The sequence below is a fragment of the Methylophilus sp. 42 genome (genome assembly GCF_000384155.1).
Taxonomy (GTDB): domain Bacteria; phylum Pseudomonadota; class Gammaproteobacteria; order Burkholderiales; family Methylophilaceae; genus Methylophilus.
This window is the reverse complement of record NZ_KB913031.1, coordinates 695,480-717,644: the sequence shown is the minus strand read 5'-3', so window position 1 is coordinate 717,644 and position 22,165 is coordinate 695,480. Positions and strand designations below refer to the sequence as shown.

22 protein-coding genes are annotated in these 22,165 nt (G+C 50.9%); 16 read left to right on the top strand and 6 right to left on the bottom strand.

What is annotated here, in order from left to right; translation table 11 throughout:
- Positions 1 to 36: 36 nt before the first annotated feature.
- The 7 genes from clpS to MET42_RS0103455 all read left to right on the top strand — a co-directional run bounded on the left by clpS (position 37) and on the right by MET42_RS0103455 (position 9,468).
- Positions 37 to 348 (top strand): ATP-dependent Clp protease adapter ClpS, encoded by a 312-nt coding sequence (gene clpS, locus MET42_RS0103485; RefSeq protein ID WP_019881392.1) that lies wholly within the window; start codon positions 37 to 39, stop codon positions 346 to 348.
- A 328-nt stretch (positions 349 to 676) separates the two neighbouring features.
- Complete coding sequence (gene clpA, locus MET42_RS0103480) at positions 677 to 2,932, top strand: ATP-dependent Clp protease ATP-binding subunit ClpA (protein WP_019881390.1); 2,256 nt, start codon at positions 677 to 679, stop codon at positions 2,930 to 2,932.
- A gap of 205 nt (positions 2,933 to 3,137) precedes the next feature.
- Entirely contained in the window at positions 3,138 to 3,473 is a 336-nt protein-coding gene (locus tag MET42_RS0103475; protein ID WP_019881389.1) for a hypothetical protein, read from the top strand.
- Positions 3,474 to 3,579: 106 nt separating this feature from the next.
- Positions 3,580 to 4,830: a TolC family protein gene (locus MET42_RS0103470; RefSeq protein WP_232411262.1), complete on the top strand. Its 1,251-nt coding sequence runs from the start codon at positions 3,580 to 3,582 to the stop codon at positions 4,828 to 4,830.
- 10 nt (positions 4,831 to 4,840) lie between these two features.
- A complete protein-coding gene (locus MET42_RS0103465) occupies positions 4,841 to 5,992 on the top strand; it encodes an efflux RND transporter periplasmic adaptor subunit (RefSeq protein ID WP_019881387.1) in 1,152 nt (383 codons plus the stop codon).
- 3 nt (positions 5,993 to 5,995) lie between these two features.
- A complete protein-coding gene (locus MET42_RS0103460; protein ID WP_019881386.1) occupies positions 5,996 to 9,097 on the top strand; it encodes an efflux RND transporter permease subunit in 3,102 nt (1,033 codons plus the stop codon).
- A 38-nt stretch (positions 9,098 to 9,135) separates the two neighbouring features.
- On the top strand, positions 9,136 to 9,468 hold the full coding sequence (locus MET42_RS0103455; RefSeq protein WP_019881385.1) for a P-II family nitrogen regulator: 333 nt from the start codon (positions 9,136 to 9,138) through the stop codon (positions 9,466 to 9,468).
- A 13-nt stretch (positions 9,469 to 9,481) separates the two neighbouring features.
- Here the strand turns inward: MET42_RS0103455 and MET42_RS0103450 are convergent, their stop codons facing one another.
- The 3 genes from MET42_RS0103450 to dapA are packed head-to-tail and all read right to left on the bottom strand — an operon-like array spanning position 9,482 to position 12,437.
- A complete protein-coding gene (locus MET42_RS0103450; RefSeq protein ID WP_019881383.1) occupies positions 9,482 to 10,249 on the bottom strand; it encodes an MBL fold metallo-hydrolase in 768 nt (255 codons plus the stop codon).
- A gap of 12 nt (positions 10,250 to 10,261) precedes the next feature.
- On the bottom strand, positions 10,262 to 11,518 hold the full coding sequence (gene bamC / locus MET42_RS0103445) for an outer membrane protein assembly factor BamC (protein WP_019881382.1): 1,257 nt from the start codon (positions 11,516 to 11,518) through the stop codon (positions 10,262 to 10,264).
- 40 nt (positions 11,519 to 11,558) lie between these two features.
- Complete coding sequence (gene dapA, locus MET42_RS0103440) at positions 11,559 to 12,437, bottom strand: 4-hydroxy-tetrahydrodipicolinate synthase (protein ID WP_029512309.1); 879 nt, start codon at positions 12,435 to 12,437, stop codon at positions 11,559 to 11,561.
- 178 nt (positions 12,438 to 12,615) lie between these two features.
- On the opposite strand from dapA, the gene MET42_RS0103430 reads away from it, so the two are divergent.
- The 9 genes from MET42_RS0103430 (at position 12,616) to MET42_RS0103390 (ending at position 17,946) form a co-directional block, all read left to right on the top strand.
- A complete protein-coding gene (locus MET42_RS0103430) occupies positions 12,616 to 13,284 on the top strand; it encodes an RnfABCDGE type electron transport complex subunit B (protein WP_019881379.1) in 669 nt (222 codons plus the stop codon).
- 29 nt (positions 13,285 to 13,313) lie between these two features.
- Positions 13,314 to 13,973: an endonuclease III gene (gene nth / locus MET42_RS0103425; RefSeq protein WP_019881378.1), complete on the top strand. Its 660-nt coding sequence runs from the start codon at positions 13,314 to 13,316 to the stop codon at positions 13,971 to 13,973.
- 2 nt (positions 13,974 to 13,975) lie between these two features.
- Positions 13,976 to 14,425 (top strand): DUF1841 family protein, encoded by a 450-nt coding sequence (locus MET42_RS0103420; RefSeq protein ID WP_019881376.1) that lies wholly within the window; start codon positions 13,976 to 13,978, stop codon positions 14,423 to 14,425.
- A gap of 20 nt (positions 14,426 to 14,445) precedes the next feature.
- The gene (locus tag MET42_RS0103415; RefSeq protein ID WP_019881374.1) at positions 14,446 to 14,988 is read left to right on the top strand and encodes a sigma-70 family RNA polymerase sigma factor; all 543 of its coding nucleotides are present in this window, start codon (positions 14,446 to 14,448) and stop codon (positions 14,986 to 14,988) included.
- 25 nt (positions 14,989 to 15,013) lie between these two features.
- Positions 15,014 to 15,262: a zf-HC2 domain-containing protein gene (locus MET42_RS0103410; RefSeq protein WP_019881373.1), complete on the top strand. Its 249-nt coding sequence runs from the start codon at positions 15,014 to 15,016 to the stop codon at positions 15,260 to 15,262.
- Positions 15,263 to 15,299: 37 nt separating this feature from the next.
- The gene (locus MET42_RS0103405) at positions 15,300 to 15,644 is read left to right on the top strand and encodes a hypothetical protein (RefSeq protein ID WP_019881372.1); all 345 of its coding nucleotides are present in this window, start codon (positions 15,300 to 15,302) and stop codon (positions 15,642 to 15,644) included.
- Between the two features lie 18 nt (positions 15,645 to 15,662).
- Complete coding sequence (locus tag MET42_RS0103400) at positions 15,663 to 16,541, top strand: DUF692 domain-containing protein (protein WP_019881371.1); 879 nt, start codon at positions 15,663 to 15,665, stop codon at positions 16,539 to 16,541.
- Entirely contained in the window at positions 16,541 to 17,302 is a 762-nt protein-coding gene (locus MET42_RS0103395) for a DUF2063 domain-containing protein (protein WP_019881370.1), read from the top strand. Before MET42_RS0103400 ends, MET42_RS0103395 begins: the two co-directional genes overlap by 1 nt.
- Positions 17,303 to 17,478: 176 nt before the next feature.
- The gene (locus MET42_RS0103390) at positions 17,479 to 17,946 is read left to right on the top strand and encodes a MarR family winged helix-turn-helix transcriptional regulator (protein ID WP_029512308.1); all 468 of its coding nucleotides are present in this window, start codon (positions 17,479 to 17,481) and stop codon (positions 17,944 to 17,946) included.
- Positions 17,947 to 18,019: 73 nt separating this feature from the next.
- Here MET42_RS0103390 and MET42_RS0103385 read toward each other — a convergent pair whose 3' ends face one another.
- From MET42_RS0103385 to MET42_RS0103375, 3 genes are all read right to left on the bottom strand, one after another.
- Positions 18,020 to 18,205, bottom strand: a complete 186-nt coding sequence (locus MET42_RS0103385) for a DUF1289 domain-containing protein (RefSeq protein WP_019881368.1) — start codon at positions 18,203 to 18,205, stop codon at positions 18,020 to 18,022.
- Between the two features lie 68 nt (positions 18,206 to 18,273).
- Positions 18,274 to 21,006 carry a preprotein translocase subunit SecA gene (secA, locus tag MET42_RS0103380; protein WP_019881366.1) on the bottom strand — a complete coding sequence of 911 codons (2,733 nt, stop codon included), beginning with the start codon at positions 21,004 to 21,006 and terminating at the stop codon, positions 18,274 to 18,276.
- Positions 21,007 to 21,141: 135 nt separating this feature from the next.
- Entirely contained in the window at positions 21,142 to 22,074 is a 933-nt protein-coding gene (locus tag MET42_RS0103375; RefSeq protein ID WP_019881365.1) for a M23 family metallopeptidase, read from the bottom strand.
- Between the last annotated feature and the right edge of the window lie 91 nt (positions 22,075 to 22,165).

The following is a 22,165-nucleotide window of genomic DNA, read 5'->3' as shown; positions in this document are numbered from 1 at the left end:
GGCGCAAAATAGGTTCTAAGACAGGTATACAAAACTATGGTACGACCCAAGCGTGAAGGTGATCTGGCTCTCGAATCCCAGGTTGCCAAACCCAAGCCTCCAGAGTTATATAAGGTGTTGTTGCTCAACGACGACTACACCCCCATGGAGTTTGTCGTCGCCGTCATTGAACGTTTTTTTAACAAGTCTCGTGAACAAGCGACACAAATCATGCTCCAAGTACATACAGAGGGCATGGGCGTATGTGGCGTTTACCCACAGGATATTGCAGAAACCAAAATGCATCAGGTCTTGGAATCTGCCCGCGAAGCACAACACCCTTTGCAATGTGTGATTGAAGCCGCTTGAAACGCGACCGCCAGATGCCAAAGATGCGAGATTGAAACGGTTCCAATCGGATGGCTCACGGTGATGTCCAGTCGTAGCATCCTGAGAATATCGGGCAAATACACTGACATACTTGCGGTTCAAGTCAGATTGCACAGTGGTAGCATGGTAATGAGGTGATTCTGGCGAGCTTGACTCATATAAAAGTGAGCAAAAAGCAGCGACGGTACATTGAATTTTTTGGAAAAAAGCACGATAACAATAAACAGACAGGTTTTACCGGTATTGCATGAAGTTACGTCTGTGAATGAGGCGTTTTTTGTAGTGTAGTGTATTAAGGAAAGTCATCATGATTGCTCAAGAACTTGAAGTTAGCCTGCACATGGCGTTTATGGACGCGCGACAAAAGCGTCACGAATTAATTACGGTTGAGCATCTGTTACTGGCTATGTTGGACAACCCAACTGCCGCAGAAGTCCTGCGCGCTTGCGGTGCCAAATTTGACACACTGCGCAGTGAACTGAGTCAATATATCGAAGAACATACACCGACTGTGGCCGGGACTGAAGAGGTTGACACGCAACCGACCCTGGGCTTTCAACGGGTGATTCAGCGTGCCATGCTGCACGTACAGTCTTCCGGCAAAAAAGAAGTCACCGGCGCCAATGTGCTGGTTGCGATCTATGGTGAAAAAGATTCCCATGCCGTATTTTTCCTGCATCAGCAAGGCGTCACTCGCCTGGATGTGGTTAACTTCATTTCTCATGGTGTAGCTAAAATCCAGGAAAATGAACCCAAGGCATCCAGCACTGAGCAGGAAACTGAAGGCGAAAGCGTCAGCACCGGCGCACTGGAAAGCTTTACACTCAACCTGAACGCGCAAGTGATTGCCGGCAAAATCGACCCATTGATCGGTCGCAGCCAGGAACTGGAACGTGTGATCCAGACCTTGTGCCGTCGTCGCAAGAACAATCCTTTGCTGGTAGGCGAAGCCGGTGTGGGCAAAACCGCCATTGCGGAAGGCCTGGCGTCGCGTATCGTCAGCAATGACATTCCGGAAGTATTGGAAAATGCCACAGTTTACTCACTGGATATGGGCGCCCTGCTGGCTGGCACCAAATACCGTGGTGACTTTGAGCAGCGCCTGAAAGCCGTCATGAAACAGCTGGCCGAGAAGCCTGATGCAATTCTGTTTATTGACGAAATCCATACACTCATTGGTGCAGGTTCGGCCAGTGGCGGTACGCTGGACGCCAGCAACCTGCTGAAACCGGCGTTATCCAATGGCTCACTCAAATGCATAGGCGCGACGACTTATCAGGAATATCGCGGCATCTTTGAAAAAGACCATGCCTTGTCACGCCGTTTCCAGAAAATCGACGTACAAGAACCTAGCGTGGCCGAAACCATTGAGATTCTGAAAGGCCTGAAAACCAAATTTGAAGAGCACCATAGCGTGAAATACAGCGCCAGTGCCTTAACGGTGGCGGCTGAGCTGTCAGCCAAGTACATTAACGACCGCCATTTGCCAGATAAGGCAATTGACGTGATTGATGAAGCCGGTGCTGCGCAACGCATTCTGCCTAAGAGCAAACAAAAGAAAATCATTGGCAATAAAGAGATTGAAGAAATCATTGCCAAAATTGCGCGTATTCCGCCCAAAAACATTTCCAGCGATGACCGCAATGCACTGAAAACACTGGAGCGCGACTTGAAAGCAGTCGTCTTCGGTCAGGACAAAGCGATTGAAGTGCTGTCTTCTGCTGTCAAAATGGCGCGTAGCGGCCTGGGTAACAGCAGCAAACCGATTGGTAGCTTCCTGTTTGCGGGCCCGACCGGAGTGGGTAAAACCGAGGTAGCCAAACAATTGGCTTATGTGCTCGGCATTGAGTTGCTACGTTTTGACATGTCGGAATATATGGAGCGTCACGCAGTGTCGCGCCTGATTGGTGCGCCTCCGGGCTATGTTGGTTTTGACCAGGGTGGCCTGCTGACCGAAGCCGTGACCAAGCAACCTTATTGCGTGCTGTTGCTGGACGAAATTGAGAAAGCGCATCCGGATATTTTCAATATCCTCCTGCAAGTGATGGATCATGGCACCTTGACTGATAATAATGGCCGCAAAGCAGATTTCCGCAATGTGACGATTATCATGACCACCAATGCGGGTGCGGAAAACCTGTCTAAATCGAGCATAGGCTTTACCAACAGCAAAGACAGTACCGATGAAGCGGCTGACCTCAAGCGTTTCTTCAGCCCTGAATTCCGTAACCGTCTGGATGCGACGGTATCATTCAGCGCACTGAATCAGGATGTCATTCTGCGTGTGGTCGACAAGTTCCTCATGCAGCTGGAAGATCAATTGCATGAGAAAAAAGTGGATGTCACCTTTAGTGACGAGCTCAAGGCCTACCTGGGTAAAAAAGGCTTCGATCCGTTGATGGGTGCACGCCCAATGGCCAGACTGATCCAGGATACGATACGCAAGGCACTGGCGGATGAGCTACTGTTTGGTCGCCTGAACGACGGTGGCCTTGTCCATATCGACATTGATGACAACGATCAGATTAAACTGATTTTTAAAGAAGAAACCATTTCGGCCTAATCTGGCTGGAACTTTGACACCACGGTGACATCTACTATAATGTCACCGTGGCTTTCCTGCACCAGTTTGGTGCAAAAAATCCCCAACGCGCTACCAGATCTGCCTACTTAGGTCACGGATGACATAAAATCAATACGTTAGGTGTGTTCATATTGCTGGTATAGTTATTGCTGTAAATGTATTGCCTGACAGATATGATTTTGTAATGCAAAAGCTATTTTATTTTCTACATGTGTTGTGTTTGCTGTTTGCTTTGCAGACAACGGCTGCCGAACCGACGGTCACAACTTCGCTATTAGAAACCGGCATCTCGGCGGCAAGCCTCTCCAATGCCATTGATGACAGTTTATCTGCCGACTTTGGCCAAGGCAGTTGTTGCGTCGACATGCTGGAAATCGCCGAAGTAGATGTCGACAAAATCCTGCTACCTGGGTTTAGCTACCCGCTGCATAAAACCACCTACCTCGCCCCTGAGCATCACCTATCCTCCTATCACCTGCAACTCGGCTTCTGGCTTGACCGGCCGCCTCAACTCGCTTAACAACTTTCCCAACCTTTTAGCTTTATTGGCTGAAAGCGTCATTTTAATTATTAGTTAAGGTGGCTGTGACATTATGATATGAACAGTCACCTGAAAAAGGATCGTTATGTTAAGTTCGACCCGCTGGCGGAAAGCATGCAGGCTATTGTGGCTATATTGCTGCATTACCCCAGTTGCATTTGCAGAAACCACTTTTGACCTGAAAACCCTGCTGGATAAAGCCGTGGCCGAAAACCCGATGATGGCTGTCAGCAAAGCACAAATTGAAGCGGCTGCGGCAGGCATCACCGTAGCAAGATCTTTCTATAACCCGGACCTGGAAGTGATGGCAGGACCAGCCAGATACCGTGGTGTGCCAACGCCAGGTGCCAGCGAAAGAAACTATGGTGTCACCATTTCGCAACCGCTGGAATTTCCCGGCACACGTAGCTCGCGCCGTGAACTGGCTGAACAGCAACTGACTTACGCTGAAAAAGGCATCCAAACCACGAGCTTCGATCTGCGCAACCTGATCAAACAGGCCTATCTGACCGTGCTCCTGCGCCAGCAGATTCTGCATATGCTGGGTGCGAACCTCAGCATCTTGCAGGAAATCCAGACCAAAATAAAACGCAAGGTAGATGTGGGTGAGGCTGCAAGATATGAGCTGATCAAGGCGGATACTGAGGTGCTGGCAGCAGAACGTGATTATGCCAGTGCACAAACCCGTATTGATGAAGCCAAAGCGATTTTGCGCGGCATGATAGGCAATATGCCAGACACGTTCGAAGTCAAATCTGAACTACCCACGATCTCAACCCTGCCCAGCATCATCGACTTACGCAAGTCTGCCGAAAACAACCCTTACCTGCAACAGCTGATCACGGCAAAAGACAGTGCGGAAGCCAAACTCAAACTGGAGCAATCCTTACGCTTTCCTGGCCTCACCTTGAAATCCGACTTTACCCAAGATCCTGACCTCAACACATTCAGAGTCGGTGTCGTGGTGCCATTACCGGTCTGGAACCGCCGTGACGGCCAGATTGCACAAGCCGCCGCAGGGATTGAGGAGGCAGATGCCAATATCAAGTTGCAGCACCAGTTGCTGCGTAAAGAGATTGATAGCGCCTACCAACGTACCGTGATCGCCAGCAACCAGCTCAAAGTATTTGAAAATGGCTTGCTGCAACAATCAGAAGCGACCCTCGGTCGCGCAGAAGCCGCTTATAAATTCGGAGAACGCGGCATCCTGGAATACCTGGATGCGCAACGCGTCAATCGTGATGTCAAACGTGACTATCTGATTGCCAAATTCGATTATTTTTTCAGTGTATTGCAAATCGAACGCTTCATCGGTTCGGATTTGGTTCAACCTTAAGGGGATGGTCATGTCTCGTGTTTTATTTTCAACTTTGCTAGCTGCCGCGCTGGCTGTCATGTCTACCGCGTGCACAGAAAAAGCTGCCCCGGCCCCAGAAACCAAAGAGGTCGTGGACCCAAGCCTGGTCATGCTGACCAAAGAGCTGGCTGCTAACGTCAGCATCGGCCCGGTCGCCGAACTCGCTTTTGTCGATACCTTGCGTATTCCTGGTCGCATCCAGGTCGATGAGCAATATGAGTCCAGAGCTGGCGCATCCATCACCGGCCGTATCAGCACGCTGGATGTCAACCTGGGCGATGAAGTGAAAGCGGGCCAGCGACTGGCCGTGATTAAGAGTACAGAGCTGGCGCAATATCAACTGAGCTACATCAAAGCCAGCCAGCAGATGCAATTGCAAACCAAAGCGGTCGACCGCGCCAAACAGTTGCTGGAAGCTGATGTGATCAGCCTGGCTGAATTGCAGCGCCGTGAAGGTGAGCTCAATGCCGCCAATGCGGAATTGAATGCCGCCCGTGACCAGTTACTGGTACTCGGCATGCCGCCTGCCAGCATTTCCCAGCTGGGTTTGCATAACAGTGGCATGTCAACCAGCCAGGTGAACTCTAAAATCACCGGTACGGTGATTGCACGTAAAGCCAGACTGGGCCAGGTCGTGGCACCGGCAGAAGAACTGTTTGTGATTGCTGACTTGTCGCATGTATGGGCAGTGGCAGAAATCCCGGAGCAGCAAATTGCGCACATTAGAGAAGGCCAGTCGCTGGATATTGAAGTACCGGCACTGGATGATGCTGAACTGACTGGCACGCTGGCATTTGTAGGCGATATAGTGAATCCAGCCACGCGTACCGTGATGGCACGCGCCAATATCAGTAATGAAAAAATGCTGTTAAAGCCGGATATGCTGATCACCATTTTGCTGGAAGCCAAACCGGAGAAAGTCATTGCGATTCCGTCCACCGCTGTGGTGCGTGAAAACAATGCCGACCATGTGTTTGTACAAACCCTAAAATCCACCCAGTATAAATTGCTGCCAGTCACCCTGGGCCGGACTTATCAAGGCAACAGAGAAGTACTGCAAGGCTTGCAACCAGGCGATCAAATCGTGCTCGATGGCGCGTTTCATGTCAACAATGAACGCAAGCGCAAAGAGATGGAGTAAAGCATGATTGAATCCCTAATTCGAGGCGCGCTTAAGCAGCGCCTGATTGTGCTGGTCCTGGCTGTCGGATTTATCCTTGCTGGCCTGTTTGCAGTTAAAAAATTGTCTGTCGATGCTTTCCCGGATGTGACTAACGTCCAGGTCATGATTGCCACACAGGCCACCGGCAAGTCGCCGGAAGAAGTCGAACGCTTCATCACCGTACCGCTGGAAATCGCCATGACGGGCTTGCCCGGCCTGACCGAAATGCGCTCGGTGAATAAAAATGCCTTGTCCCTGATCACGCTGGTATTTACCGACAGCACCGACGTTTACTTTGCCCGGCAACTGGTGATGGAACGGCTGATGGAGGTGATGGAGCGCATGCCGCAAGGCGTGACACCTATCCTCGGACCGGTGTCTACCGGTCTGGGCGAGGTCTATCAATTCACGCTGGATAAACCGGATGACGGTAAAAAGGCATTGACGCAAGCTGACCTGACAGAGCGTAGAGCGATTCAGGACTGGGTGGTACGCCCATTGCTGCGCGGCATCCCAGGCGTGGCTGAAATCAACTCGCAAGGCGGCTACGTCAAGCAGTACCAGGTGCTGGTCAACCCAGACCGCATGACGCATTTTTCGATCAAGCTCAAAGATGTGTATGAAGCACTGGCGCGTAATAATGCCAATAGTGGCGGTGGCATTTTGCCGCATTATGCCGAACAGTACCTGATTCGTGGTGTCGGCCTGGTGCAAAACCTGGACGACATCCGTAACATGGTGCTAAAAGAAGAAAATGGCACGCCGGTCTATATCCGCGACGTCGCAGAAGTCACTATCGGCCATGAAGTACGTGTGGGTGTGGTGCTCAAAAACGGCGATACGGAATCTGTCGGTGGCATTGTCATTATGATGCGTGGCGGCAACGCCAAAGAAGTAGTGAGCCGCATCAAAGCCCGTGTGGAAGAAATCAACAGCAAAGGCATGTTGCCACATGGCCTGCAGATTGTGCCCTACTATGATCGCAGCGAGTTAGTCGATGCAGCCTTGCACACCGTCACCAAAGTGCTGATTGAAGGGATTATCCTGGTGATTGTGATTCTGTTCCTGTTCCTAGGGGATGTGCGTTCCAGCCTGATTGTGGTCGGCACTTTGATCCTGACGCCTTTAATCACCTTTATGGTCATGAACCACTACGGTATTTCTGCCAACCTCATGTCATTGGGTGGCCTGGCCATTGCCATTGGCCTAATGGTCGATGGCTCTGTCGTGGTGGTGGAGAATACCTTTCACCATTTAGGACATCGCAAAGATGAAAGCCGCATCCGCGTCGCCCTGGAGGCGGCGACGGAGGTAGCCACACCAGTATTGTTTGGCGTTGGCATCATCATTCTGGTGTTCTTGCCCCTGATGACACTGGAAGGCATGGAAGGCAAAATGTTTGCGCCTTTGGCCTACACCATTGCCATTGCGCTGTTTGTGTCACTGGTATTGTCGCTGACCCTGACACCAGCGCTGTGCTCCTATATGCTCAAAGGCGGCAGTGGCGACGATACCAAGCTGATACAAGCCATTAAACGACCATATTTATCAGCACTGAACTGGGTGCTCGATAATGAGAAGAAAACCATCCTGGCCTCGGCCCTGGTCTTTGTTGGCACGATTGCGCTGTTTCCATTTTTGGGCACCTCATTTATCCCGGAAATGAAAGAAGGCTCTATCGTCCCCGGCATTAACCGCGTGCCTAATATCTCTCTGGAAGAATCCATGAAAATGGAGAGCAAGGCGATGAAGCTGATCATGGAGCAAGTGCCTGGTATCAAGTCGGCCATCTCCGGACTGGGTCGCGGTGAAAGCCCGGCCGATGCACAGGCACAAAACGAATCTACGCCGATTATTAGCCTCAAGCCGCGTGACCAGTGGCCCGAGGGGTGGACCCAGGATGATATCGCTGAAAAAATGCGTCAAGTACTAGAGAAGTATATTCCAGGTGTACAAATCATCATGGCACAACCGATCTCTGACCGTGTCGATGAACTGCTGACCGGTGTGCGTGCGGATGTAGCGGTGAAGATTTTTGGTGAAGACCTGGATGCACTCAAGCAAAAAGCGGATGAGATCGCCAAAATTGCCGGCTCGGTGACAGGCGCCACTGAAATCAAGGTAGAGAAAGTCTCAGGGCAGCAATACCTGAATATCACGATTGACCGCCAGGCCATTGCCCGTCATGGTATCAATGCATCTGATGTACATGATGTGATTGAAACCGCCATAGGCGGCAAAATTGCGACTGAGATTTTTGAAGGCCAGCGCCGTTTCTCAGCGGCGGTGCGTTATCCGGAATCCTTCCGCAATAATGAAGAAGCTATCCGCAACATTATGCTGACTTCGCCCAATGGCTCACGTGTCGCGCTGGAAGATCTGGCCGATATCGAGATCAAGGATGGCCCGGCGCAAATCAGTCGTGAATTGGCCAAACGCCGTATCGTGATTGGCGTCAATGTCAAAGACCGCGACCTCGGTGGCTTTGTGGCTGAGTTGCAACAGGTGCTGGGGCAAAAACTGCAGTTGCCGGATGGGTATTATCTGGAGTACGGTGGCCAGTTCCAGAACATGGAACGCGCCATGGGCCATTTGATGATCATTATCCCGGTGACCATTGCGGCCATTTTCTTCCTGCTGTTCCTGTTGTTCCAGTCTTTGCGGTTTGCCACCATGATTATTCTGGTGCTACCCTTTGCCTCAATTGGTGGTGTGATTGCCTTGTTTGTCACAGGTGAGTACCTGTCAGTTCCGGCATCGGTAGGCTTTATTGCCTTGTGGGGGATCGCAGTGCTCAACGCGGTGGTACTGGTATCGTATATCCGCACCCTGCGTGAAGAAGGCCTGAGTCAACTCGAAGCTATCCGCAAAGGCTGCGCCCAGCGCTTCAGGCCGGTGATGATGACCGCCACGGTGGCCATGCTGGGGCTGGTGCCATTCCTGTTTGCGACGGGTCCAGGCGCCGAGGTACAGCGACCATTGGCGATTGTAGTGATTGGTGGCTTGATTACCTCTACCCTGCTCACGCTGATTGTGGTGCCTACCCTCTATCGTAAGTTTGAAGAAAGTAAAATAGAGGCATAATGCTGCCCCAGTGAGTCTATGCTCTAAAGGATATTTTTATGAAAGAAATCAAAGCAGTCATACAACCGGCGAGATTGGCAAAGATACGCTCTGCACTGCGGAATATCAAAGGCTTTCCCGGCATGTCAGTCAACAAGATGGAAGGTTGCGGCCCACATTTGCAAAAACCGAGTGTGGGCGTGCGTGAAGAGCTGACCGATTACAGCCCCAAAGTCTATATATATATGGTGGTGCCAGATGAACTGGTGGAAGGTGTTTTGCAGACCATCGTTGAAGTAGCCCATACCGGCAATGTCGGCGATGGCATCGTCTGGGTGACGCCGGTTGAGCGCATGATCCGCTTGTCAGAACAGATCATGGTGCTGGATTAGCAACATAGATCAACTATAAATCACGCCAGCCCAGCCCATCGTGCTGATGGGCAATTTGTACCCAGTCACTGGCACAGTTTAGTACTGCACTCAACGCCTGCTTAGCCAAAGCAGGCGTATTATTTTTCTCGCTCAGATGCGCAGCCACCAGATGCTTGAGCTTACTGTTATCCAGCTGACCAAGTAATTGCGCACTGGATTGATTATCCAGGTGCCCCAGCCAGCCGCCCACGCGTTTTTTCAATGAGTGTGCATAAGTGCCTGTTCGCAGCATTTCCAGGTCATGATTGCATTCAAGCAACAAACCATCACAGCCTTGCAGCATCATCACAATATGTGGCGTGACGCTGCCGACATCCGTCAACACACCGAATTTGCGTGCTCCATCACCAAACACAAATTGCGCCGGTTCGCGCGCATCGTGCGGCACCGGATAAGGTAATACTTCGATCTCGTGTAAAGCAAACACCGTATGCGCATCAATGATATTGATCGTGACCGCTTGTGTCGGCAGGTAGCGCTGGCACATGCTGTAAGTGCCATGCGTCAACCAGACAGGAATCTGATAACGTGCTGCCAATTTGAACGCCCCGCGCGCGTGGTCGTCATGCTCGTGCGTGACCAGGATGCCCGAGAGTTGTTCAGGTTGCAGATCCAGGCGCGCCAAGCGCTGCACAGTTTCTTTCACGCTAAAGCCACAGTCAAGCAAAAGCCGGGTTTCCCCGGCTTCTACCACAGTGGCATTGCCTGCGCTGCCACTGCCTAAAGATGCAAATCGCACACCTGGCCTCTGTTATTTCAGTTGCTCATACAGCAGGGAAATAATACGGTTAGCCGTGGTCGACGTATTGCGCTTGTTATCCACCGTCAACACATACACATCGGTGGTGTCATCTGCATTTTCCAGCACCTGAATACGATACTGCTTGCTGGACTTGTCACCGTCTGAAGTGCCTTTCCAGAACTTGGTTTTATCGCCAGGTTTGACTTCAACCGGTGCTGCCGATTTTTCGTCTTCATCACTGCCCCAGAACTTCAGTCGCTCCAGCAAGCCTTTTTTCTGCTTGATAGGATCTTCTGCATCTGTATCGGCATAACGCACGTAAAAGATGCCTTCGGAACGGTTTTTATCTTCTGTGACAAAACCAATACGATCCAGCGCCAACCCCACACGACGCCAGGCGCGGTCGAATGGCTCATTGAGTTTCAAAGTCACGCTCTGGTCAGGCTCTTTAATCACGTCAGCGCGCTTGTCTGAAGCCACTTGCGTCATGACCTGATCAGCTTTCTGCTCATCCAGACCCAGCTTCACCATCATGCGGCGCAATAATTCAGCATCCAGGTCAGCATCAAACTCCTGCCCGGCATTGTTTTTATTATCTGCCGCATTGGCGCGATAACCAGTGTCGATTTTACCCAACTGGGTATTGACGTAATTCTTACCATCATCCGGCGCACCTGCCACCGTCCGATGCGTCATATAAATCTCAGTGGTCCCGTCTTTTTCACCACGCTCCAGCCGGGTACGGAATTTACGTCTGTCGGCAAAGCCGGAGAGTTTATCCAGCCAGGCATCAAACTTCTCGCCATAGCCACGATTATCTTCTTTCGGCTTGATCGCATCCGACCGCAACCACTCGGTTTCAATCACACCGAGTTCCGGATTTTCTACTTTGACCGCAAAGCCCTGATCCAGCCAGAAATCACGCACAATCGGCCAGATTTTTTCAGCCGGAGCATTCACCACCAACCAGCGCTGTTGTCCGGCCTTAACCATGCGCACGTTTTTCATATCGGCCAGCACCGGCTGCGGGCCGTTTTGCTCTTGTGCATCCTGGTTTTGGCTATAGGCAGAATAGCTGGTGCTGCCAGGCACATTATAAGTGCTGCTGGTGCGCACGGCAGTCAGGTCAGGGGGAACTTCCAGTGGTTTGGAACGGCCTGCACCTTTGTAATCAGAGCTGTTATCGATAAACGGGATAGAGTCGCACGCAGCCAGCACTGTCACCAGGCTGACCAGCACGGCCCGTTGTAACCAAACATGATTCATGTATTTCACTTATTTCACCCTAAATTTAGTCTTAGCTCAATCAAGCGGCAATATCAGCCTGCTTCATGGCACTGCGTAATACTTCATGATATTGGCTGGATAAGTTCACCAGCGGCAAACGAATGCCGGTGGCAATCAAACCCATTTGCTGCAATACCCATTTCACCGGAATCGGGTTCGCCTCTACAAACAATTTCTGATGCAGGGCAAACAATTTGGCATTCGCCGCCTTGGCCGCAGCGATGTCACCATTCAAGGCATGTTCACACATTTCGTGCATCAATTGCGGTGCCACATTGGCAGTCACCGAAATCACGCCTTTGCCACCCAGCAACATCAACGCCAGCGATGTCGCATCATCACCGCTATACACGGCAAAGTCGGCGGGCACGCGCAACAGCAAATCCGTACCGCGCTCAATGCCACCCGTCGCATCTTTAATGCCGACAATATTAGGCACTTGCGCCAAACGCACGACCGTATCATTGCTTAAATCGCAGCCAGTACGGCCTGGCACATTGTATAAAATTTGTGGGATAGCAACCGCCTCGGCGATCGCTTTAAAGTGCTGGTACAAACCCTCTTGTGAAGGCTTGTTATAGTAAGGCGCAACCAGCAGGCAAGCATCCGCACCCAGGCTTTTTGCTTTCGCTGTCAGCTCAATCGCTTCAGCAGTCGAGTTGGCCCCTGTGCCTGCAATCACGTGCACACGCCTGGCCACATACTCAACCGTGGTTTTAATCAGCAAGCAATGTTCGTCAACATTGACAGTAGGGGATTCGCCGGTAGTACCGACGATGACAATGCCATCTGTACCGGCGTCGATATGAAAATCGATCAGCTTTTTGAGCGCGTCCAGATCCAAACGACCATCTTCAAACATCGGGGTCACGATTGCGACCAAACTGCCCGTAAACATACCTAGCGCCATTCAATAATAAAGCGAATATTTTAACTGATTATGCGCCTGAACGCCAAAGAACCCGCTTAGCCACCAGACAAGGCCTGCCAAGCCATCGTCAAACATGGTTTCAGTTATAATGTCAGCCTTTGCAACAGGGATTAAATAGCGTTCTTGCCAAGGTAACATGCAGACAATGGACCAACTCAAGCAGCACACATTGATTGCGCAGATTGATGCTCTGCTGCCGCAAACACAATGCCGCCAGTGTGGTTATGACGGCTGCAAACCGTATGCGGCAGCAATTGCCAATGGCGAGGCCAATATCAACCAGTGTCCGCCAGGCGGTGAGCCAGGTGTTCGGGCATTGGCCGACTTACTGCAGCGCCCTTACCTGCCGTTAAATCCCGCCCATGGCATGACTAAAGCCAAAGCAGTGGCGGTGATTGATGAAGAGACTTGCATAGGCTGCACACTGTGTATCGCCGCCTGCCCGGTCGATGCTATCCTTGGTGCCGCCAAATTCATGCATACCGTGATCAGCCAGGAATGTACCGGCTGTGAATTATGCCTGCCACCCTGCCCGGTCGATTGCATCAGTATACAAACTTTGGCTGGCCGTGCATTGGCGATGAATACAGAGGAATCCGACCTGGCAAGACGCCGTCACGAGCAGCGACTCAAGCGACAGGCATTTGAAACACACAACAAAGCCCAAACCTATCATCAACGCCCCGCTGCATACGCTGGCACCGCGCAAACGGATACGGCAGACATCAGCGCAGCGGCTCCTTCAGCAGACACCCTCAAACAAGCCGCCCTTGCCGCCGCGATAGCGCGTGTAAAAGCACAAAAAGCAGGTTAGCCCTTGCTGTCATCAACGAAATATTTGTTATGAATGCCCAAAAAAGACTGGCGATTTTCGAGAGACTGGCACAAGCCATCCCCAACCCGACCACCGAACTGGAACACGGCTCGACCTTTGAGTTATTGATTGCGGTCATATTGTCGGCGCAAGCGACTGACAAAGGCGTGAACATCGCCACGCGCAAACTATTCAAAGTCGCCAACACACCACAAGCCATTCTGGATCTCGGCCTGGAAGGGTTAGAAAGCTATATTAAAACCATAGGCCTTTATCATGCCAAAGCCAATAATGTGTTCAAATGCTGCCAGCAACTGCTCACTTTGCATGGCGGAGCAGTGCCCGATACCCGCGCAGCGCTAGAAGCGCTGGCTGGGGTGGGCCGAAAAACCGCCAATGTCATCCTCAACACGGCATTTGGCCAACCCACCATTGCTGTCGACACACATTTGTTCCGCGTCGGCAACCGTACCAAATTGGCACCTGGCAAAAACGTGCTCGAGGTGGAGCAGCGCTTTTTGAGCACGACGCCAAAACAGTTTTTACAAGACGCCCATCACCTGCTGATTTTGCACGGGCGCTATACTTGCACGGCACGCAACCCTAAATGCGGTGAATGCTGCATTGCTGATTTATGTGAATTCCAAGACAAGCAAATACACCCGGTGAAACCACCGGTAGAGAGTTAATCATGGCCTTATTTAATCCCAGCCGCGATGAAGTGCGCCAGTTTTTCTTTGATGCCTGGGCCAAATTCAAACAGCAAAACATATTGACCGACCTCGAAAAAATGGCGGTGGGTATTATGCATCTGCATCCCGAATACCACGCGATTCTGGACCATCCCGAGCAATATCTGGAACAAGCCTATTACCCGGAAATGGGTGAAACCAACCCGTTCTTGCATATGAGTCTGCACCTGTCCATCCAGGAGCAAATCAGCATCAACCAGCCCATCGGCATCACACAAGCCTACGGCAAACTGTGTACAAAGTTCCAGCAAGAACATGAAGCGCAGCATGCCCTGCTCGAATGCCTGGCCGAAACCATCTGGCTGGCACAACGCAACCAGACCGGGCTGGATGCTGCGCATTATTTAAGCCTGATCGAGCAACGCGCCAGCATTGCTCCGTCTACCTGAATTATGCTTCAATAACCGTCATGAAATCTAATCCGCACGACTGGCTTAACGAACATGGCAATTATTTGTATCGCTTTGCGCTAACGCGGCTACGCGATCCGCATCAGGCAGAAGACGTTGTGCAGGAAACCTTGCTGGCTGCGATCAAAAATCCCAACTATGCAGCGCAATCCAGCCCACGCACCTGGCTCACGGGCATCCTGAAACACAAAATCATTGACTGTATGCGCAAGCAGGTACGCGAAATCCCGGCCTCGGAACTCCTGACCGAAGAAGATGCCAATATGGATGAGTTTTTTGACGAAACCGGCCATTGGGCAGAAAAACCGCAAGCCTGGGATGTGCCACATGACGCCTTGCAGCAAAAACAGTTTTTGCAGGTATTACAGCAATGTATGGCGCGTTTACCGCAAAAGCTGGCCGCCATTTTCACCATGCGTGATGTGGATGAAATGGAAAACGAAGAAATTTGTAAGGCATTGAATATCACCGCGACCAATGCATGGGTAATGTTATACCGTGCCCGTATGGGACTGCGGAAATGTCTTGAAATGCACTGGTAACACGTAATGTGAAACGGACAAAGAGATGCTGAATTGCAAACAAACCAGCGTGCTGGTATCGCAATCACTTGACCGCCCGCTCACCTGGCGTGAGCGCTGGGCGGTCAGGTTGCACCTGGCTATCTGTATCTATTGCCGACGTTTTACGCAACAGCTTAAATGGATTCGCGACGCCATGCAGGTTTGGCAGCAGCAAGTAACGAATGACAGCGAAATTGCGTTGTCACAGGCAGCACGGGAACGCATTACGCAACAATTGGACAAATTTTACTGATGTCCACTTTTAAACCCTGTTTGAAAAAGGAAGCAACATGACGACACATAAAATGGCTGTGATTACTGGTGCAGTAGCGTTATCCATTGCAGCAGCCGCTGCCCATGCAGGCAGCAATCCGTTTGAATTGAAAACACTGGGCCAAGGCTATCAGGTAGCAGATGCGACTGACAGCAAAGCCAAAGAAGGTAAATGCAGCAGCGGAAAATGTGGGGCAAACAAGCAGAAAGCGAAAGAAGGCAGCTGTTCAGCCGAAAAAATGAAGGAGGGCTCTTGCCATCATGACAAAGCCAAAGAAGGTTCTTGCTCAGCAGACAAGATGAAACAAGGCAGTTGCTCAGCTGAAAAAATGAAAGAAGGCGCCTGCCACGCCAGCAAATAATCGTCGGCAACCATATTCATGGCACAGCTATCGGACATTCGCGGTGCGGGCCTGGGGCTAAAGCGTGAGCTGCTACCCCAGCTGATGCAGCAATATGGTCAGCCATTGCTTGCACAGTTGCAGTTTCTGGAGATCGCTCCCGAAAACTGGATTCAGGCCGGTGGTAAATATGCTGCCGAACTGGACTGGTTGGCCCAGCATTACCCGATAGCCTGTCATGGCTTATGTTTATCTTTGGGCGGGCCTGACCCACTCAATGTCAGCTTTCTCAAGCAGGTAAAACAGTTTCTGGCTGATTTTGAGATTCCCCTCTATACCGAACATTTAAGCTATTGCAGCGATACTGCCAATGGCTATATTTACGATTTACTGCCCATCCCGTTTACCGCAGAGGCGGTTAAATATGTGGTGCAACGTATCCGTCAAACCCAAGACATTCTGGAGCGCCGCATTGCGGTAGAGAATGCCTCATTCTATGTGGCAGCCCCTATCTCCGAGATGGATGAAATCAGCTTTATCAATGCTGTACTGTCCGAAGCCGACTGCGATTTGCATCTGGATATTAATAATGTCTATGTAAATAGTGTCAATTTTGGCTTTGACGCCTATGCCTTCCTGGAGCAAATTCCGGCCGAGCGTATTGTGTATGGTCATATGGCAGGGCATTTGCAAGTCGAACCAGATTTACTGGTGGATACACATGGCGAAGCGATTATCGACCCGGTGTGGCAGCTTTTAACATATGCCTACAACAAGCTGGCTGTGTTCCCGACCTTGCTGGAGCGCGATAGTCATATTCCCCCGCTGCCTGCCCTGATGCAGGAAGTCGACCGCATCGCAATCCTGCAACAGCAAGCACAGCCCGCCCGTACACAGAACGTACATAAGGTAGCCTGATGCCTGCATTTCAAGCATACCAAGCGGCATTTACTGCCCACCTGCGGCACCCGGCCCGGCATGCCAAACCGGCAGGGGTCAGCGATAAGCGCATGCGTGTCTACCGTGAAATCGTGTTCAACAACTTTGAGGCCAGCGTCAGCGCCTGTTTTCCGGTGCTACGTGACATTCTGGGACAGCGCCGCTTTAGCAAACTGGTGCGGCAGTGTTTCTTTTCACAGCAATTTAACAGTCCGCTGTTCAAGGATATTCCCGGCAGTTTTGTCGCTTTTCTGCACGCAGAAATACCAGCGGACTTGCCCGCCTACACAGCGCAACTGGCGCACTACGAATGGATAGAGCTGCTACTTGGTCAGCAAGTGGATGCCGCGCCGGCTGATTCAACTGTCGAACACTTTACGCAAGGGCATGCACTGTTGCATCGCGTTGTGCAGCTGTGTGGCGTGCACCAATTGTTGCATTACGATTATGCGGTACACCTGCTCTCAAAAAAACAGAATACGGTTGAGACAATACCTACGTTTTTACTGGTGTATCGTACGCCCGAGTTTAAAGTCTGTTTTATCCAGCTCAATGCGATCACCTACCAACTATTGCAACAGTTGCAAACACAAACGGCCACCTCACATCACCATCTGCTGCAATTAGCGCAAACAATCCCGCATTTTTCCTCCGAGGCTGTCATCGAATTCGGCTTAGAAACGTTACTCTCTCTTCATCAGCAACAAGCTATCACAACCGATAGCCTGCGATCGAAATAGTCACAAAAATAAGACAGACCGGTCTGCCAAACCGGGCTAGCGTTTGTGGCTAAAAACGACTTTTTTGTCTAAAACCACCGATAGAAACGGGAATTTTTATCGCGATAAACATAGCGAAGCCATGTTATCTGGTGGAAACTGGTAAAATGAACATAAATATTTACATTAAATTAATCATGCAAAACTCCCTCGCAAAAGAAGCTTTAAAACAATTTCGAATTATTTTCGGTACCGTCAGACAACATTTTAGAGAAATTGAAGCTTCGTGCGGCATCTCAGGTTCACAGCTTTGGCTCTTGCATGAAATCGCTACTCATCCAGAATTAGGGGTCTCCCGCCTGGCAGAAAACCTTGCCATTCATCAATCCACCTGTAGCTTACTGGTAGAAAAACTGGTCAAAAGACAACTGGTAGAAAAACAGCGTCTGAGCCAGGATCAACGCAAAGTCGGGCTGATTGTGACCGAAGCGGGCCACGCAGTGCTGTCCAAAGCGCCTAAACCGGTCGATGGTATTTTGCCGCAAGTACTGGCCACCCTGGACACCGATTCTTTACAAAGCCTGAACGCCTCACTCAAAATGGTGATCGGTAAACTGGACGCACAATCGAATACCTTGGGTGATCAGCCACTCGCAGATCTATAGCACTACTCCGAATATCTGAATATAAAAAAGCCGGCGATTGCCGGCTTTTTACTTTGTTACTTGAGGCGAGTCACTATTCACCAAATACCGCAGCTTCACGCGCATTAGCCAGTTTGATCACTTCCGCTTTACCCGCGCGATCAAGATCCCACCACTGGCGGATTTCGTCTATGGTTCTAAAACAGCCCTGGCAAAAACCGTTACTGTCATCAATACTGCATACCCCGACACACGGGGATGGAATTTCCTGATCTGACATATTGAATCCCTTTCGCTGTCTAGTTCAATACAATGTTAGTTCAATACAATGTTAGTTCAATACAATGGTTAGCTTAATGCGCCATGGCAGTTTTTAAAACGCTTGCCTGATCCGCACGGACAAGGATCATTACGGCCAACACGCACGCCTTCTGGCAAGCCCTGTGCTGGCTGTGCTGCATCCCCGCTATTGGTTAATGCAGAGTCATAATCTGTGTGCTGATATTGCAAGTTGCCCACATCCGCTGCACGCATGGCCTCTTCGGCACGGCGCTCCTCCTCTTCCAGCTCTTCGCGAGAACGCACCTGCACCTGCATGGTAATCTTGGTGACTTCGCTTTTGACGGTGTTCAGTAACGACTCAAACAACTCAAACGCTTCACGCTTGTATTCCTGCTTGGGGTTCTTTTGTGCATAAGAGCGCAAATGGATGCCCTGACGCAGATGATCCAACGCTGCCAAGTGCTCGCGCCAATGGTTATCCAGGCTTTGCAACATGACTGCGCGTTCAAAATTGCGCATATTGTCATTGCCTGCCAAGGCTTCTTTTGAGCCATAGCTTTCGTTAGCCGCATCCAGAATGCGCTCACGCAAAGTTTCTTCATGCAAGTCAGGGTTGTTTTCCAACCACTCAGCGACCGGCAAGCCGATGCTCAACTCGTCCTGTAATGCTTGTTCCAGCGCAGGCACTTCCCACTGCTCTTCCACGCTGCCTGGTGGCACATGGGTATTAAACAGGCTGTTAATCACATCCTCACGCATGGCACGTATGGTTTGGCCCACATCGACCGACTCCAGCAATTCATTACGTTGCTCGTAAATCACCTTGCGCTGGTCGTTAGACACATCATCGTATTCTAGCAACTGCTTACGGATATCAAAGTTACGGCCTTCGACCTTGCGCTGGGCGTTTTCAATCGCACGCGTCACCATGGCATGCTCAATCGCCTCGCCTTCCGGCATATTGAGGCGGGTCATGATCGCCGCCACACGTTCACCAGAGAAAATGCGCAGCAATTGGTCTTCTAAAGACAAGTAAAAACGGCTGGAGCCTGGGTCACCCTGACGTCCAGAACGACCGCGCAACTGGTTGTCGACGCGGCGAGACTCATGGCGCTCAGTACCAATAATATGCAAGCCGCCTGCAGCCAGCACGGCATCGTGGCGCTGTTGCCATTCGGCTTTCAGCAGGGCGATTTTGCTTTCTTTGTCAGCATCGCTCAAATTGGCATCATTGCGAATCGCATGAATCTCACCTTCTGAGTTACCGCCCAAGACAATGTCGGTACCACGACCGGCCATATTGGTCGCAATCGTGATCATGCCAGGACGGCCTGCTTCGGCAACGATGGTCGCTTCACGCTCATGCTGCTTGGCGTTTAACACCTGGTGTTCCAGCTTGGCTTGCGTGAGCAATTGCGAAATCAGCTCAGAGTTTTCAATCGAAGTCGTACCAACCAACACTGGCTGGCCTTTGGCCTGGCATTGTTTGATATCTTCAATCACCGCTTTGTATTTTTCCATGCCGGTGCGATACACCTTATCCATCGCATCCAAACGCTGCACCGGTCTGTGCGTAGGAATCACCACGGTTTCCAGTGCGTAGATCTGGTTAAACTCATACGCTTCGGTATCCGCCGTACCGGTCATACCACTCAGTTTCTGGTACATGCGGAAGTAGTTCTGGAACGTGATGGACGCCAGTGTCTGGTTTTCTTTCTGGATCGCCACGCCTTCTTTGGCTTCCACTGCCTGATGCAAACCATCGGACCAGCGACGGCCCGGCATCATACGGCCAGAAAACTCATCCACAATCACGATTTCATTATTGCGCACCACGTAGTGCTGGTCGCGGTGGTAAAGATTTTGCGCACGCAGGGACGCATACAAATGATGCACCAGGGTAATATTGGCTGGCTCATACAAGCTGGAACCTGCCGTTAGCAAACCTGTTTGCTCCAGCAATTGTTCCGCGTGCTCATGACCCGCTTCACTCATGGTCACGCTTTGCGCTTTTTCATCGACCCAGAAATCGCCTTCGCCGTCTTCCACTTGCTGGCGAACCAGTTGTTTGGCGACTTCGTTGATGGCGCCGTATAAATCAACGCTGTGCTCGGCCTGGCCAGAAATAATCAGTGGCGTACGTGCTTCATCAATCAGGATGGAGTCGACTTCATCCACCAGCGCATAGTGCAAAGGACGCTGTACGCGTTCCTCTTTACTGAACACCATGTTGTCACGCAGGTAGTCAAAACCGAATTCGTTATTGGTGCCGTAGGTGATATCAGAAGCATAAGCTTGCTGCTTGGCATCGTGTGGCATTTGTGACAGGTTGATGCCGACGCTTAAGCCCAAAAAGTTGTAAAGCTGCCCCATCCACTCCGCGTCACGTTTGGCCAGGTAATCGTTGACCGTCACCACATGCACGCCTTTGCCAGTCAAGGCATTCAGGTACGTTGGCAGTGTCGCTACCAGGGTTTTACCCTCACCGGTGCGCATTTCGGCAATCTTGCCCGCATTCAGCACCATACCGCCGATCAGCTGTACGTCAAAGTGGCGCATGCCCAACGCACGCTTGCTGCCTTCGCGCACCACGGCAAATGCCTCTGGCAACAATTTTTCCAGAGACTCGCCATTGCTATACCGCTGTTTAAACTCTTCGGTTTTTGCACGTAGCTGCTCGTCGCTCAAGGCTTGAGTCTCTGGCTCTAACGCATTGATTTGTTTGACGGTTTGCTGATACTGCTTGACCAGTCGATCGTTACGACTGCCAAAAACTTTTTTAAACAACGAGGCTAACATGAGTCACACCGATTTCCGCATGTGCGGCGTTAAATTGAAATAGACCGAGATTGTATAAGATATAGAGGGGAATTGTCTCAATTATTGCACGTCGGCAAACATTCCCTTACGCATTGACTACTCCAGAGGCTTGCTTCAGGAATGGCTTCTGAGATATTCACGCGGATCCAGCGGGTTGCCGTTAAGACGAATTTCATAATGCAAATGCGGACCGGTTGAACGCCCCGTACTGCCAATCAAGGCAATTTTCTGCCCCTTCATCACACGCTCACCGGATTTCACCAGCAATCTGGAATTGTGCGCGTAGCGGGTTTCCAGGCCTGATCCATGATCAATTTTAAGCAGGTTGCCGTAATCTGGCGTTTGCACGGCCGTGGTCACAATGCCATCCGCCGCCGCATACACTGGCATGCCAACGGAGGCTGGAAAATCCAGCCCTTCATGAAAGGCGCGATGCCCATTTAATGGATCAATCCGCCAGCCGTAGCTGGATGAACTGTAAGCCGCAGCAACCGGGCTACTGTTAGGCAACATTTCGCGCAGCACACTCTTTTGCAACAATTTCGCTTCAATCTTGCCTTGATACTCATCCCTGAAATCCAGGTCCGCCGACATTTGCTCAATCGTGGCTTTCAAGTCTTCTTCGCTTAACGGCGAGTCCTTGACCAGCGGCCCGCCCTGGCCCAATGATTCACTGACCGGCGGCTCAGTCGCGGGCACTTCATTCACCGGCGTTCTTTCATTAATTGGCTCTGCGGTCGATTTAACCCCGGCCAACTTTGACAATCGCTGATTTTGCGCATCCAGACGTAAAATGCGCGCCTGCAACTCGCCAATTTGCTTGGCATAGGCATCAAGGTGATTCTGGGTAGACAACATGGCGCCACGCAAATGCGGTGGCAACATGGCTTTCACGCCCTGCGATTTGATCACTTGCTGCGGCGTAATAAACAATAAGATTAATACGACAGGCACCAGGATCAGCGCCAGGAGCAAGCCAAGACTTTCAAACACACCCAGTGTTTTTGGCTTGGCCATTTTTTCTGAAACAATAATGATATTAATCATGCTAAGAACTCTCGCTATTCACCGGCTAGCAATGATGACCCAACGGGTGACTCAACGCTTTCTGGCCTGGTGGTGTACAATATTCACGCAT